The organism is Alteromonas sp. 5NS40-0096 (genome assembly GCF_057544385.1).
In genome coordinates, this window is sequence record NZ_BAAJLQ010000002.1 from 708,816 (window position 1) to 722,873 (window position 14,058).

Here is a 14,058-nt window from a genome sequence, read left to right on the forward strand (position 1 = left end):
AATTCCCTGTATGGTTTTTAAGCAAGCTACATGCCTTGAATATTTGCTGTTGTTTTTATTGGCTTTTTTTTAAGGTGAGAGTCAATGGCGATATAAATTGTAAAGATTTTTGACAACTCTTTATCAGGGGAAATTGACGTTTTACGCAACCAAAAGGCGCGTGATTTGTATTGGTTATTGTGGGACTTTAGCAAAACAAAGCGGTTTTAGACGCGCTCAACTACATTATAACGGGTTGAATAAAGTTGGCTTAATGGCAATTGAGGGCTAACTTAACTAAATCGTTTTCGAAGACCGATCCCACGGAGAGATGATGAATAAAAAGATCACCATTAATAAGGTTGACCACGATATTGACGTGCCTGAAAGCATGCCATTACTCTGGTACTTACGAGACAGGTTAGAATTTACAGGCACTAAATTCGGTTGCGGTAAAGGATTATGCGGTGCTTGTACGGTTCACGTTGATGGCCAAGCGGTACGCTCTTGCGTGACCCCGGTAGGTGCAATGGCTGGGCGCAGCATTACGACGATTGAAGGCTTATCTGATGACGGCGATCATCCGCTGCAAAAGGCCTGGCTAGAGGTTGGTGTGCCACAGTGTGGATACTGCCAAGCTGGTCAAATTATGAATGCAGCCAGCCTGTTGAACAACAACGCATCACCTTCAGAGCAAGAAATTGAGAGTGCAATGGTCGGTAATATCTGCCGTTGTGGTACTTACAAGCGAATCAAAAAAGCCATTGGTATGGCCGCTGATGAATTGGCTAAAGAGGTGTCATAATGCGCGCAGATATCGAACAGTTACTAAAGCAAGAGCGCCAAAAGCAAACGGCAGCCGTTGCTAGCCAGCTTAGCGAGCTCACCCTAGACCGTCGACAATTTTTAAAAGTTAGTGCACTTGGCACAGGTGGCTTGTGTATTGGCTTTTCTTTGCCTTCTGTTGCTAGCCCAAGTGGAAAAGCGCAAAGCGCAACGTTTAATCCCAATGCCTTTATTAATCTATATGAAAACGGCGATGTATTGATTTATTGTGGCCGCTGCGAAATGGGCCAAGGGATCAGTACGGCGTTACCGTCGGTAATCGCAGATGAAATGGATGCAGATTGGCAACATGTTCGCGTAGAACAAGCCGAAGGCGACCAAGATAAATACGGCAGCCAAGCAACTGGTGGTTCAGCGAGTATCCGTACTATGTATGAACCTATGCGCGTTGCTGGTGCGACGGCAAAAGCCATGTTGGTTGCTGCGGCCGCCAAAGTGTGGGGTACATCCGCTGACAACTGCTACGCTGAAAATCATTTTGTTATCAACAAAACCAATGGTGAAAAGCTCGGTTATGGTGAACTAGCGAGCCTGGCTGCGGATATGCCAGTGCCAGAAAACCCGCCGCTGAAAGCCAAATCAGATTTTCGTTACATTGGCTCACACTTACCGCGTCACGATGTGTCAAAAGTCATAAAAGGGCAGCGCACCTATGGCGTAGACACCAAAGTGCCAGGCATGCAATACGCCGCTATTGTTCACTGTCCGGTGATGGGCGGTACTCTGAAATCCGTTGATAAAACGGAAGCCTTAAAGGTGGCAGGTGTTACCGCTGTGGTTGAAGTGGCCCCTTTGAAAGTCCCGTTTGGTTCCCTTGGTGGTGTGGCTGTAGTGGCTAACAACTCATGGTCGGCACAACAAGGCGTAGATAAGCTTAAAGTCGAATGGAATAGAGGCCCTCACGGTAGCTATGACACGGATGTGTATATGCAAGAGTTGGTCACTAATGTCGAAAAGCCAGCGAATAAAATCGCTGAAAGGGGTGACGTTGAAGGTGCATTTGCTAGTGCCAAACAAACCGTATCGGCCACGTACACTGAAGGCCACTTGGTACATGCACCTATGGAGCCTAATGCCAGTGTTGTGTCGGTTCAGGACGATTTTTGTGAGGTGTGGGCATCGACGCAAAGCCCAGACGATATTCAAACTGTGCTATCGGGTTTCCTCGGTATCGACAAAAAGAATGTACATGTGAATGTGATGATCAGTGGCGGCGCTTTTGGGCGTAAGTTCAAATGTGATTACGTTCAGGAAGCCGCAGCGATTTCAAAAGCGGTGGGTACGCCAATTCAATTAACATGGACTCGCGAAGAGGACATGCGCACGGGGTATTATCATTCAAACAGTGCACAGCACATTGAGGCATCATTAGACAACGAGGGTAATGTCACAGGGTGGTTACACCGCATTGCTTTCCCGTCGATCAATACCTTGTTTGACCCGAGTGTCCAGTTTGCGCCAGCTAATGCGGTAAGCGAAATTGAAAATCACCCATTCGGTATCACTAACTTGCGCAGTGAATCAGGCTTAGCGCCTGCACACACGCGTATAGGTTGGTATCGTGCCGTCTACGCTATTTTCTATGGCTTTGGCTTTGGTGTATTTGCAGACGAGTTGGCTGAAAAAGCCGGGGTGGATACGGTAACTATGCTTAATCGTATTTACGACAACAATACTAACCCTGAACAAGCCGAGCAAGTAGCGCGTTCAAAAGGGGTATTGGCTTTAGCTGCCGAGAAATCGGGATTCGGTAAAAAGCTGCCAGCGGGCGAGGGTATTGGTATTGCTGTGCACTACAGCTTCCAAACCTACATCGCGATGGCGGTTCATGTGCGAATGAAAGGCAATGACTTTGAAGTTGTACGCGTGGATTCAGCAGTAGATTGTGGTCAGGTCATCAACAAAGATGGCGCCACGGCGCAACAAGAAGGTGCTGTTGCGATGGGTATTTCGCTGTCTAAGTACTGTGAAATTAACTTTAAAGACGGTGCGGTTGTGAACAGTAACTTCCACGATTATCCGGTGATGCGAATCTCGGATATGCCGGAAGTAGAAGTGCACTTTGTTGATTCTGGTGCTAAGCCTACCGGCCTTGGCGAACCGGGAATGGCACCCTTTGCTCCCGCTCTTGCCAACGCCTTGTATCAGGCATCGGGCAAGCGTTATCGCAGCCTGCCGATTGACACGTCGAAAGCGTAAGTGTGCAACGCCATCTAATGTAAACCAAAACGCCCTGAACTAATCAGGGCGTTTTTCTATGTGTCTATATCGTCTCTGGGCTTAAACAAAGCGCTGGCGGATTTTGTCAGCCAGTAGCGTAGCGGCTTCGTTGGGTGTTTTTTTCATGTGTTTGAGGTAAATACCGACCTCTCCCAGTTCAGGTAAACGTTCGTCATTCTTAAGTTCAATTAAACTGGTCGGCATGGTGGATTTCGCAAGTACGGTAAAACCAATGCCTTCCTCGATAGCACACTGGATGCCATACAAATCTTGAATGGTATAAATGGTGTTCCAATTTATTTTTTGTTGGCGTAATTTGGTCTCTACACGCTTTCGATAAATACAAGGTGTCGGTGCCAATACGAGGGGAAGCGGGTCGACTGATTTTAGCGTATGCAAAGGGCTGCCTACCCAAATCAGGGGCTCTTTCTTGATGAAGTCACTGTCTTCTGGTTGTACGGGCTCTTTTAACACTAACATCAAGTCGAAATCACTTTCTAACTTGCTGTCTTCATGGAGCAGGGTTTTGCTCAGCGCGCAGACTACTTCTAGCGAGATTTGCGGGTGGGTTTGGCGAAACTCGTGAATCACTTTGGGTATGATGGCCGTGGCAAATTCGCTCGGGATCCCCAGTTTTACACTGCCAGTAATCCCTTCACGGTCAAACTCTTTAATCGCCATGTCGTTGAGTGCAAGAATTTCAACTGCGTAGTCGTATAAACGCTTGCCCTGCTCGGTCAGGGTAAAACTATTGGCGCTTCTGACGAAAAACTGCTGATCAAAACGGTCTTCCAACTTGCGAATTTGTTGGCTGATTGCCGATTGCGTTCGTCCTAGTTGCTGTGCACTTTGGGTAAAGCTCTCAACTTGGCAAACGGTAACAAAGGAGCGCAAGACATCAATAGGTAAGTTCTTCATGCTAACTGGCTATTAAGTTTTTTAATTTGGTCAATAATATCTATTAATTTAAATAATAGATAATCCAGCGCTATGCTTCAATCACAAGTGTAAAAAAATGGGAGCAAGAATAATGAATAGCCTCAACAAAACGTTAAACCAAGTCGACCCGAGTGTTGCAGAAGCCATTGCCAAAGAAAACCTCAGACAGCAGCAGTGTGTAGAGCTGATTGCTTCGGAAAACTACACTAGCAAAGCAGTGATGGAAGCCCAAGGCAGCCAGTTGACTAACAAATATGCTGAAGGCTATCCACAAAAACGTTACTACGGCGGTTGCGAACACGTAGATGTTGTAGAGCAGCTTGCCATTGATCGCGCTTGTGCTTTGTTTAACGCCGACTACGCCAACGTACAGCCTCACTCTGGTTCTCAAGCGAATGCGGCAGTGTACATGGCATTGCTCAACGCCGGTGATACCGTATTGGGGTTGAGTCTTGATCACGGTGGACATTTGACCCATGGTGCGAAGCCTAATTTCTCTGGCAAGCTTTACAATGCCGTTCAATATGGCATCGATACGCAAACAGGCGAGCTCGACTATGAGCACATTTTGTATCTAGCGCTCGAGCATAAGCCTAAGTTAATTGTCGCAGGCTTTTCGGCGTACTCGCGCATTATGGACTGGAGCAAGTTCCGCGAGATTGCTGATAAAGTTGGTGCTTACTTACTGGTTGATATGGCGCATGTTGCAGGTTTGGTAGCAGCTGGCTTGTATCCTAACCCAGTACCTCATGCTGATGTGGTCACAACAACGACACATAAAACGTTGCGAGGCCCGAGAGGCGGCTTGATCCTGTGTAAATCTAACCCTGACTTAGAGAAAAAATTCAATTCATTGATATTCCCTGGTATTCAAGGCGGCCCATTGATGCACGTTATCGCGGCGAAAGCGGTAGCACTGAAAGAAGCGGCATCACCTGAGTTTGCTGAGTATCAAACTCAAGTGGTAGCAAACGCCCGTGAAATGGCTGGGGTATTCATTCAACGCGGCTACAACATAGTGTCGGGTCAAACAGATAACCATTTGTTCTTAGTAGACCTGATTGATAAAGGGTTGACGGGTAAAGAAGCGGACCACGCTTTAGAGCAAGTGGGTATAACGTTGAACAAAAATACCGTGCCAAACGATCCTCAATCGCCGTTTGTCACCAGTGGTATTCGCATCGGTACACCTGCCATCACGTCACGTGGTTTTGGGCAGACAGAGTCGGCAGAGCTTGCCGGTTGGATCTGCGACGTTCTCGACGATATTAAAAATGAAGATGTTGCCAAGGCGACGGCAGAAAAAGTGTCTGCACTTTGCGACCGCTTCCCGGTCTACGGTTAATTTTCCCTCGCAAGCTTAGTGGTGCTTGTCACTGCTAAGATTGCACGCCAAGTAAGAGCGCTCAGTCATGATGGCTGGGCGTTTTTTTGTGAGTTGCGCAATTATTTCGTTCGAATAGGCCCATTTGGACGACAGAATGCGGCCTGTAGGGCATTTTGATTTCACTTCAACAATGATAGAGATGTGAAATGAAAATGTTTGAATACAACGGTGAACGCAAAAATTTACTGTCAATCCTATGGATTTACTTAACGGTTAACTACATCTACTGCGATGTTTTTACCTTACACTTATCGAAATATTTAAAGGCGTTTCTGAAGGGGAGCGCGGGAAATATCGTCATCAATGAAGAGTTTTTGTTGATGTTCGCGATTATTCTACAAATCCCCATGATAATGATTGTCTTGTCTAGATGTCTTAGATATGGATTAAACCGTTACTTCAATATTGTCGCCGGTATTATTACTACATCAGTGCAAGCGTATACGGTGACGATGGGCGGCACATTGCATTATATGTTTTTCAGCTTTTTCGAAGTGTGTACTGGGTTACTCATCATCTATCTCGCCGTAACTTGGAAAAACGAAGCGCAAGAATAAACATGCTTGGCGATAAGGCAGTGGCGCGAAGTGGGGTTTCAACCTATTATGACCGAGTTTGTTACAGCTGATGTTTGGTCACACTATGGTCGAAGTTTTCCCCACTATCATTTATTCCTGCATGCTCGGTATGACGGGGTTTGCACTATTGGATGTGCTCAAGCGTCCTAGGGAAAAACAAACGCTATACCTTGGTGCTTTATTGTTGCTATTAACAATACATCTGGCAGGAGAATTGTTTATTTACTCCGGCGCTTATGTTTACGCGCCGGCGCTGGCGGGAGCCCAATTCCCGTTTCGTGTGTTGCTGGGACCAGCTTTGTTTTTTTATGCACATGCCACTATGTCGCCCAATGCCACTGTGGAGAAAAAATATTGGTGGCTCGCGTTGTCAGGGCCCGTCTTGGTGATAGTTGCGATGCTTCCGTTTGTGTTGACACTGTCGTCGGCGGAAAAACTGGCACTAGCAGAACCAGAAACGCGCGACCCTGAACTGTGGAAAATTGCGTTAGCGACTTGTTTGACCGCAACGAGCATTTTTATCGTGTTTACCCTGGCTTTTCTGGCTATGGCATTTAGGCTACACAAAACCCATGTCGCGCAGTTGATGGAGCGTTTCTCTGAAATTGAACAACGTTCACTTTCTTGGTTTAAGTCTGTGCTCTTTGTTTGGGGCGCAGTGTGGTTATTGTTTGCTGTTGAATTTGCGTTAGGGGCGTTGGTCGGGCGCTGGGCTGGAACGGGCGTTTTGTTGCCCTTATGCGAGGCAATAGCGTTAGCCTTCTTTATTCAAAAAGCGCTGGCGCAAAAAGTCTTAAGCGCATCCGAGAAGGGCCAACCGAGCACTGAAACAAAGCGCAGTGCACTGCTCAGTGTGCAGCGAATGGAACGCATAGGCAAAAAACTGGAGCTGGCGATGAGTCAAGATAGCTTGTATCTTGAAGACAACTTATCGTTAAACAGTTTGTCGCTGGCAATTGATGAAAGTGAAAACCACATTTCCGAAACCTTGTCTCAATACTTGAATACTAATTTTTTCCAGTTTGTGAACGGCTACCGTATTGAAGCTGCAAAGCGGGCGTTAGTTGAAAGCAATGATTTGGTCATCAACATCGCGTTGGATGTAGGGTTCAATTCCAAATCAACATTTAATACGGCGTTTAAAAAAATGGTAGGGCACACGCCTTCCGCATACCGCAATTTAGTCGCCGACAGCAAACAGGCATCTTAAATGTCTTCAACACTCGACACATGTTACGCCATTCATTTTCGATTTGTACCGTAGGCTAGTTGTTTAAAGGTTTGCAGGTCACGTTAGTAAGCGCGATACGCTGGCCGTTATCTTCTCGTTGAAGCCAGCATTGGCCTTCAATCTGAACGAGGGAAAAAGTCCAAACGTCTTCTGGCTCTGTGCGGACAATTCCACCGTTATCATATTTGGTAGGCTGGCGTTCGATCACCAGTTTATCGCTGGTGGTAAAAGCGGTTGCCGCTACCTTCACCTCTCTACCAAACATCAACTCAGACAGCGCTGTTTTGACGGCGGCGCTATTTGCTGCACTATTTGACGTCAACACCGCAGGCTTCGCCTCACTAGCGGTTGACTGGCAACCGCTTAGGCCAATAATGCTGGCGAGTATGAGTAAAGGTTTGCTCATTACTGCGCGCCCGGTTCTGCAATAGGGGAATCGATACCGTTTTCTCGAATAAAGGAACGGAAACGCGTATCAAACACCGAAAACTCGTCGTTTGTCGCTCTGTTATTGACTTCTATACTCTTGCCTGCAACCGTCGGGCAGTTACCCGTAGTCAAGCGCTCTAGTGCTGTGGCAAACATATCTTCACTGGGGTCGCCTAAGGCTGTCGTATAGTCGTCAGCCACAGTACAACCCGGTAATTGATCTTCAAAAGCCGGAGATGCCACGGGCGAGAAACCTTCTGCGTATTCGCCAAAGCCTTTGGCGTTCACGCTTTGGAATTGGATAGTGAAATAGGTAGTGCCGCAGTTATCCGTTGGATAGAAACCATAAGGTTTACCACACGTAGTGCCGCCAATTTGAATCACTTCCACGTCGATACCACGCAGGCCGTTGATTAAAGACTCACTGGCAGAACAGGTTCCATCGGTGGTAATGACGAATACTCGAGTCAGATTTAAGCTGGGTAAAATGTTGTCGGTAAACTGACCTGCATCCCAATCAATTTCGCGGTTGTAAAACGGTGTTGCTCGGATTGTATCGCCCGTGACTGGATTGGTGGTGGCAGATTTACTATTGAATTGTGTCAGTGTGTAAACCCGGTCTGTGGTTTGTGCAGGTCCTGCGATCATGTAAGCCAGTTGTGACGACATCGCTATGAGGCCACCGCCGTTGTAGCGCAAGTCCAACACCAAATCGGTGACGTTCTCGTCAACAAATTGTTGGAATCCATCAATAAGCGGGCCTTGTCCTGGTCGTTGGAAGCCGTCAAAACGCATGTAGCCCACTTTGCCTGCATCAGTATCGACGACTTGCACATTGTTAACGAAGGACTGAACTGTGGTCGTTGAAGTGAGGTTGGCGTTGAGCTCTGAACCATCGACTTTTTCGACCAAAAAGTTATAACTTTGCCCTTCCTCACTCGGGAAGAGAGCACTGTTTAAGAAGTCGACGTTACCGCCATCTATGGCGCTTTCAGCGTCGATTTGTAGAAGCTTATCACCCCGCTCAATCCCTGCTAATGCGGCTGGCGAGTTGGGTTGGACGACACCTGCAATGATGTTTCTAGGTGGTGATGAACGCAAAAAGACCCATTCGATGCCGTAGTCTGTGGATGACCCCGACTGTGAAAATGACTCGTACTCTTCTGTCGATTGAAAGAAGTGAAAGTTATCTTTCTCTGAGCCAGATGCTGTAGTTTCATTGGTTTTCAGAATATCGAAATACGCTTGAGCCGTCGCGTAATTGGCTGGGTCTTGATCTTCAATCTCGTCGTACCAAAGGTAAGTATCGTTACTCCATGACCGCAGCCACATTTGTTCATCGAATAGGCTTCCCTGAGTATCTGGATAAGGGTTGCCGTCAATATCGGTGGTGGTGCGAGGGACTGCGCATTTTGCAATGAACTCGCTAGCCGCGGGAAATACGCCTGATTGCCACTGAGATGTTGATGGTGTGGGCGCAGGAGTCGGGGCTGGCGTCGGTGCAGGCGTTTGCCCACCCTGAGTCGAAGGGGAACTTGAAGCGCCGCCACCACCACCGCCACAAGCGGATAGAATCAGCACAGACAAAGATACAGCTAAACACTTTTTTGATTCGGTAAACATAAGCAATTCCAATTTGCGAAGACGACTCGACTACCTAGGCCGCTTTTGTTGCGGCCATAATGTCGTACCATCTTACACTACAAACAAAACAGGAAGTAAGGTCACTCAACGTATTTGGTAAGAGCCTAGGTTCACCGATTAGGTTCAATTTTCGCACATTTTTTGTGGTGACTCGTTATGCTCGGCCAAGTAGCTCGTCTCTTACTATCTGCGCCCCTGCACTGAGGGCTTGGAGCTTGCCGTTCGCCACGTGTTGCGGCAACGGCACCATGCCGCAATTAGTGCAAGGGTATAACTTGTCGGCGTCGACGAAGTTAAGGGCTTTGCGCAAGGTATTGGCGACTTCTTGTGGCGTCTCAATGTGATGCGTCGCCACGTCGATGGCACCTACCATGACCTTTTTACCTCGGATCAGCTCGATTAGATCCATTGGGACTTTGGCGTTTTGGCATTCCAATGACACCAAGTCGATGTTGGACTGTTGAAGCTTGGGGAAAATCTCTTCGTATTGACGCCATTCTGAACCCAAGCTTTTCTTCCAATCGGTATTGGCTTTGATGCCATAGCCGTAACAGATATGGACAGCAGTTTCGCATTTCAGGCCCTCAATGGCTCTTTCCAGTGCGGCGATACCCCAGTCATTCACTTCATCAAAAAATACATTAAACGCGGGTTCGTCAAACTGAATGATATCTACACCAGCCGCCTCGAGCTCTCTCGCTTCCTGATTGAGAATTTTGGCAAACTCCCAGGCCAATTTTTCACGACTTTTATAATGATCATCGTACAGCGTGTCTATCATGGTCATCGGTCCTGGCAATGCCCATTTAATTGGTTTATCCGTCTGTGTTCGAAGGTACTTGGCATCGTCGACGAACACCGATTTTTCTCGCGTGACGTCACTGACAACAACTGGGACGTCAGCATCGTATCGATTGCGAATACGCACTGTCTTGCGTTTTTCAAAATCGACACCGTCTAGGTGCTCAATAAAGGTGGTGACAAAATGCTGACGAGTTTGTTCGCCATCACTGATGATATCAATGCCAGCATGGCTTTGATCTTGAAGAGATAATCGCAGTGCATCACGCTTGCCCGCGAGTAATTCATCGTTCGCCAATTTCCAAGGCGACCATAGGACTTCGGGTTGAGCCAGCCATTGTGGTTTGGGCAAGCTACCAGCAATTGAAGTAGGTAATAGTGTAGTCATTGTATGTCGTCGCCTAGTGATTAATGTGTGTAGTTTGCAGACCATTGGTTCAGTACATGTTGATAGGGCTTTATAAAATGCTCTTCCACATACTTACCTTGCTTCACCGCGAGGTGACTGCGTTCTTCTCGGTCGTACTCTATCTGAGTCACAGAGTGGTCACGGTGTTGTAAATTTGGCTGATAGCACTGCCCAGCGACTGCGTTCGCGTTATAGATTTCTGGGCGATAGATTTTCTGAAAGGTTTCCATCGTGGCAATAGTGCTAACCAGTTCTAAGTTGCTGTAGTCATTTAGCAAGTCGCCGAAGAAATAAAAGGCAAAAGGCGCCACGCTGTTAGGCGGCATGAAGTAGCGCACCTGTAGACCCATCTTCTGAAAATAACGCTCGGTTAATGATGATTCGTTGGGCAGGTATTCTACGCCAAGTACGGGATGTTGGTTTTCAGTGCGATGATACGTTTTGCTATTTGATACACTCAAGCAGATTACCGGCGGTTTTTTAAAGTTGGCACGATACGCGTCGGAATTTACGAAAGACTGGAACAATTTGCCGTGCAGATCACCAAAGTTGTTGGGCACACTAAATTGGCTACGATCTTTATTGTGATCACGCAATACAACACTGAAATCGTAATCTCTAACGTACGATGAGAAGTTGTTGCCAACGATGCCTTCGATACGCTTGCCCGTTTGTTTGTCGATAATGTGAGTTTTTAAAATCTCGATGGACGGAAACGCGTCGCCATTACCTTCAACGTCAATATCTACCGAGATAATGTCGAGTTCAATGGCGTATCGATCGCCGTTGGGATTATCCCAATTCGCCAACGCATTAAATCGGTTATCTATCATTCTCAGGGCGTCGCGAAGGTTATCTTGACGCCTTTCGCCTCTCGCCAAATTGGCAAAGTTCGTCGTAATCCGAGTGTTTTGTGAAGGACGGTAGTCCTCGTCAAAATGTATGCTTGATACTGTAAAAGTGAAATCCGTGGTCATGTTAGTCTCACATTTCGTCTTCGCGATTGGGTTTCTAGACGTTTGGACGTCTAAATAATGTCTATGAGACCGTTATACGGCAGTTTTATCATGAATTAAAATGACTTAATTTAATGTAAGTATGAATCGCATTCATGCATTGATGGTATGTGACGAAAATTTATCTGGAGACGTTGGCTGTGAGAGCTTGCTCTCGGGCACTCGTAAAGGAATGGAGCCGGAATTGGCAACCCGACTCCAAAGATCAATGCGGGCTAGCCTTGGCTTTCGATCAATTCGATGATTTTGAGGGCCACTGGGGCTGAAGACAGGAAATTTTGGCCAGTCACAATTCTGCCATCAACCTCCACATGAGCGTTGTTGCGAGGCGAGTGATAGAAGTTTCCACCGTGGGCTTCGGTCGTCTTTTGAATCAGAAAGGGAAACTCTTTGAAATAGGCTTTATCTGGGTTTTCAAAACTATCGGGGTAGCCGGTAATGCGTTTGTCTTTGACCAAATAGTTGCCATCAGAGGTCTTGAGATGCACGATACCCGCTGTACCGTGGCACACCGAAGAAATGATGCCATTGTGTTGTTCATACACTGCCATGGCAATGCGCTGAATAGCTTCATTGTTGGCTACACCGTACATGGCATTACTACCGCCAATGTATTGCACCGCCGCATATTGGCTCGGGTCGATGTCTGCTGGTGTATGAGTATGACCAATGGCATACATGAAATCGGTATCATAAAGATACTGTTTGTGAAGCTTTTCCGACGTGTTGACATAAGAGAGTGGTATCGCGCCACCTTCAGGGCTGACAAAATCTACTGTGTAACCCGCTTGGGTAAATACGTCATATGCATTGACGATTTCACCAAAGCTAACACCGGCTGGAATCTGGCTGTCGCCATGGAAATGGGCGTTGGAAACGATAAATAAGATGCGCTGACCACTGTTGTTGCCGGCTGTGGAAGTGGCGGTTTTACTGATTATCTTCCATTGACTATTAAGCTTTTTCAGCAGTAATAAATCAATATAGCGAGACTGGCTCTGAGGGTGAAGAATTTCGATTTTGGCAGTAGCTATGTCGTTTTGAATATCTATCGCTAGAATGTTTCCTATCCGCCCCGTTTTCCTCCCGACTTTGTTAAACCAGCTAGTATACTCTTGCACGGGGACTATCCATACCGGCTTTTCTTTGTGGCTCAAAAATAAGTTAGCGTCGGTATAAAACGCATCGCTGATTTTGTCTGGTTGGCTGAAACTGGTGCCATCAATATAGAGTTGTAGTGCCGCTTCGACTTCTTGTTGTTCTGTGCTGTTTGCGCAGTTGCTCGTAATGAGCAATAGCAGTGAGCTTAACCAAACCTTTGTCATTTTCATAAAGTACGTTCCGTAATGTGTATAAGGAATGTCAATTATGAAAAAGGCGAGGGAGAATCCTTTTAGTAACCTATCTTTTCGCACTCCGAATTTATAAATTCGGAGTGCAAAGCACTATTGCCACTGGGCTCTGTATTTGGCTGGCGTCACATCTGTGTATTTTTTGAAGGCGCTGTAAAAGGTCGACATGGAATTGTAACCGCATTGCTCAGCTACTACTTCCATTGTCATAGGTTGACCGTTTTGTAATAGGGATTTGGCTTTCTCCACTCTGAGTTCATTGACATAAACGGTGAAAGATTTGTTCAAACTGTCGTTGAGCAATTGGGAAAGTTGCGCGGTTGTTACCCCCATTTTGCTGGCGACCTGCGGCATGGATAGCAAAGGATGGCAATAATACTCATCTGCCAGCATAGTGCGCTCCAAATTGTCTTTGAGCGTTTCAACCGTGTTTTGGTCAAACTGTTTCGACTGATAAGAAACCGGCTTGGGTTTCAACACAAACACGATGACAATGGAGACGTAAAGGATAAAGGAAAACGATAGGGCGCCTACAATGTAAGACGTCAGTGAAGAGGTAAAATACGCCAACCATATTGCGCTGGCTCCTACGTTTACGCTCAATAGCAACATGTTGTCGCGGCTGAACAATGAGGCCTTGTCGGGAAACACTCGGTGAAGGGTAAACCAAGACAACCCGAGATAAACGAGCCAATTGTAATTTACCGCTTTGTAGAGGTATGTCACCCACAAATCAGTATGCGAGGTATAGGGAAACACTGTGCCCACGAGTACAACGAAACCCGCTAAGATGCTGATATGGATGCGTTGACCACGGCTTAGTTTTACCGCATTGGATAGCGTGCTTTGAGTGTAAAAGAAGGTCATGGGGCCGATGAGAAAACACGCCGACAATCCCACTTGTAAGATCGTTTTATCCAATTCTGGATAGAAGAAAAACAATACGGATTTCCCGACTCTAACACTGACCATGATGAGCAATGCAGATAGGAACCAGTATCGCAGTTGCGATCGTTTGGTTGCCAAGAGATAGCCTGCCAATAGCAACCCGTTAAACGCGCCCAGCGCGCTCAAAAAGAATAAAAATTGGCTACTCAATGCCAGCATAAATGCGTGAATCCAATGACAAAATCGATATTAGCGCTATCATCACAAAAATACAGTCAATTGCCTACCCACAAATTCTTCTTTGTTTGTCGGGCTGGCCGCTGAAAATGTGCATCAGCG

At 46.7% G+C, this 14,058-nt stretch carries 12 protein-coding genes; 5 read left to right on the plus strand and 7 right to left on the minus strand.

Annotated elements, in window-relative coordinates; genetic code table 11:
• Positions 1-313: 313 nt before the first annotated feature.
• Both AC27G9_RS09040 and AC27G9_RS09045 read left to right on the plus strand, forming a co-directional pair.
• Complete coding sequence (locus AC27G9_RS09040) at positions 314-784, plus strand: (2Fe-2S)-binding protein (protein WP_487073259.1); 471 nt, start codon at positions 314-316, stop codon at positions 782-784.
• Entirely contained in the window at positions 784-3,024 is a 2,241-nt protein-coding gene (locus AC27G9_RS09045; protein WP_487073261.1) for a xanthine dehydrogenase family protein molybdopterin-binding subunit, read from the plus strand. Before AC27G9_RS09040 ends, AC27G9_RS09045 begins: the two co-directional genes overlap by 1 nt.
• Before the next feature lie 81 nt (positions 3,025-3,105).
• Here the strand turns inward: AC27G9_RS09045 and AC27G9_RS09050 are convergent, their stop codons facing one another.
• Positions 3,106-3,963 carry a LysR family transcriptional regulator gene (locus AC27G9_RS09050; protein ID WP_487073263.1) on the minus strand — a complete coding sequence of 286 codons (858 nt, stop codon included), beginning with the start codon at positions 3,961-3,963 and terminating at the stop codon, positions 3,106-3,108.
• Positions 3,964-4,075: 112 nt separating this feature from the next.
• On the opposite strand from AC27G9_RS09050, the gene glyA reads away from it, so the two are divergent.
• The 3 genes from glyA (at position 4,076) to AC27G9_RS09065 (ending at position 7,159) form a co-directional block, all read left to right on the plus strand.
• On the plus strand, positions 4,076-5,329 hold the full coding sequence (gene glyA, locus AC27G9_RS09055; protein WP_487073265.1) for a serine hydroxymethyltransferase: 1,254 nt from the start codon (positions 4,076-4,078) through the stop codon (positions 5,327-5,329).
• Between the two features lie 188 nt (positions 5,330-5,517).
• Complete coding sequence (locus AC27G9_RS09060) at positions 5,518-5,928, plus strand: DUF6326 family protein (protein ID WP_487073267.1); 411 nt, start codon at positions 5,518-5,520, stop codon at positions 5,926-5,928.
• 85 nt (positions 5,929-6,013) lie between these two features.
• Positions 6,014-7,159: a helix-turn-helix transcriptional regulator gene (locus tag AC27G9_RS09065; RefSeq protein WP_487073269.1), complete on the plus strand. Its 1,146-nt coding sequence runs from the start codon at positions 6,014-6,016 to the stop codon at positions 7,157-7,159.
• Positions 7,160-7,214: 55 nt separating this feature from the next.
• Here AC27G9_RS09065 and AC27G9_RS09070 read toward each other — a convergent pair whose 3' ends face one another.
• The 6 genes from AC27G9_RS09070 to AC27G9_RS09095 form a co-directional block, all read right to left on the minus strand.
• The gene (locus AC27G9_RS09070; protein WP_487073271.1) at positions 7,215-7,586 is read right to left on the minus strand and encodes a hypothetical protein; all 372 of its coding nucleotides are present in this window, start codon (positions 7,584-7,586) and stop codon (positions 7,215-7,217) included.
• Entirely contained in the window at positions 7,586-9,232 is a 1,647-nt protein-coding gene (locus AC27G9_RS09075; RefSeq protein WP_487073273.1) for a S41 family peptidase, read from the minus strand. Before AC27G9_RS09075 ends, AC27G9_RS09070 begins: the two co-directional genes overlap by 1 nt.
• A 175-nt stretch (positions 9,233-9,407) precedes the next feature.
• Positions 9,408-10,442, minus strand: coding sequence for a methionine synthase (locus AC27G9_RS09080; RefSeq protein WP_487073275.1), 1,035 nt, complete (start codon positions 10,440-10,442; stop codon positions 9,408-9,410).
• A 20-nt stretch (positions 10,443-10,462) separates the two neighbouring features.
• On the minus strand, positions 10,463-11,440 hold the full coding sequence (locus AC27G9_RS09085; protein WP_487073277.1) for a DUF1852 domain-containing protein: 978 nt from the start codon (positions 11,438-11,440) through the stop codon (positions 10,463-10,465).
• A 254-nt stretch (positions 11,441-11,694) separates the two neighbouring features.
• A complete protein-coding gene (locus tag AC27G9_RS09090; RefSeq protein ID WP_487073279.1) occupies positions 11,695-12,810 on the minus strand; it encodes a nuclear transport factor 2 family protein in 1,116 nt (371 codons plus the stop codon).
• A gap of 114 nt (positions 12,811-12,924) precedes the next feature.
• Complete coding sequence (locus tag AC27G9_RS09095) at positions 12,925-13,938, minus strand: helix-turn-helix domain-containing protein (RefSeq protein ID WP_487073281.1); 1,014 nt, start codon at positions 13,936-13,938, stop codon at positions 12,925-12,927.
• Between the last annotated feature and the right edge of the window lie 120 nt (positions 13,939-14,058).

Excerpts from the sequence above, each read along its gene's own strand:
- AC27G9_RS09040 (WP_487073259.1), top strand. The coding sequence starts at position 314 with ATGAATAAAAAGATCACCATTAATAAGGTTGACCACGATATTGACGTG.
- AC27G9_RS09070 (WP_487073271.1), bottom strand. The coding sequence starts at position 7,586 with ATGAGCAAACCTTTACTCATACTCGCCAGCATTATTGGCCTAAGCGGT.
- AC27G9_RS09085 (WP_487073277.1), bottom strand. The coding sequence starts at position 11,440 with ATGACCACGGATTTCACTTTTACAGTATCAAGCATACATTTTGACGAG.
- AC27G9_RS09075 (WP_487073273.1), bottom strand. The coding sequence starts at position 9,232 with ATGTTTACCGAATCAAAAAAGTGTTTAGCTGTATCTTTGTCTGTGCTG.
- AC27G9_RS09060 (WP_487073267.1), top strand. The coding sequence starts at position 5,518 with ATGAAAATGTTTGAATACAACGGTGAACGCAAAAATTTACTGTCAATC.
- AC27G9_RS09080 (WP_487073275.1), bottom strand. The coding sequence starts at position 10,442 with ATGACTACACTATTACCTACTTCAATTGCTGGTAGCTTGCCCAAACCA.
- glyA (WP_487073265.1), top strand. The coding sequence starts at position 4,076 with ATGAATAGCCTCAACAAAACGTTAAACCAAGTCGACCCGAGTGTTGCA.
- AC27G9_RS09095 (WP_487073281.1), bottom strand. The coding sequence starts at position 13,938 with ATGCTGGCATTGAGTAGCCAATTTTTATTCTTTTTGAGCGCGCTGGGC.
- AC27G9_RS09045 (WP_487073261.1), top strand. The coding sequence starts at position 784 with ATGCGCGCAGATATCGAACAGTTACTAAAGCAAGAGCGCCAAAAGCAA.
- AC27G9_RS09065 (WP_487073269.1), top strand. The coding sequence starts at position 6,014 with ATGGTCGAAGTTTTCCCCACTATCATTTATTCCTGCATGCTCGGTATG.
- AC27G9_RS09090 (WP_487073279.1), bottom strand. The coding sequence starts at position 12,810 with ATGAAAATGACAAAGGTTTGGTTAAGCTCACTGCTATTGCTCATTACG.
- AC27G9_RS09050 (WP_487073263.1), bottom strand. The coding sequence starts at position 3,963 with ATGAAGAACTTACCTATTGATGTCTTGCGCTCCTTTGTTACCGTTTGC.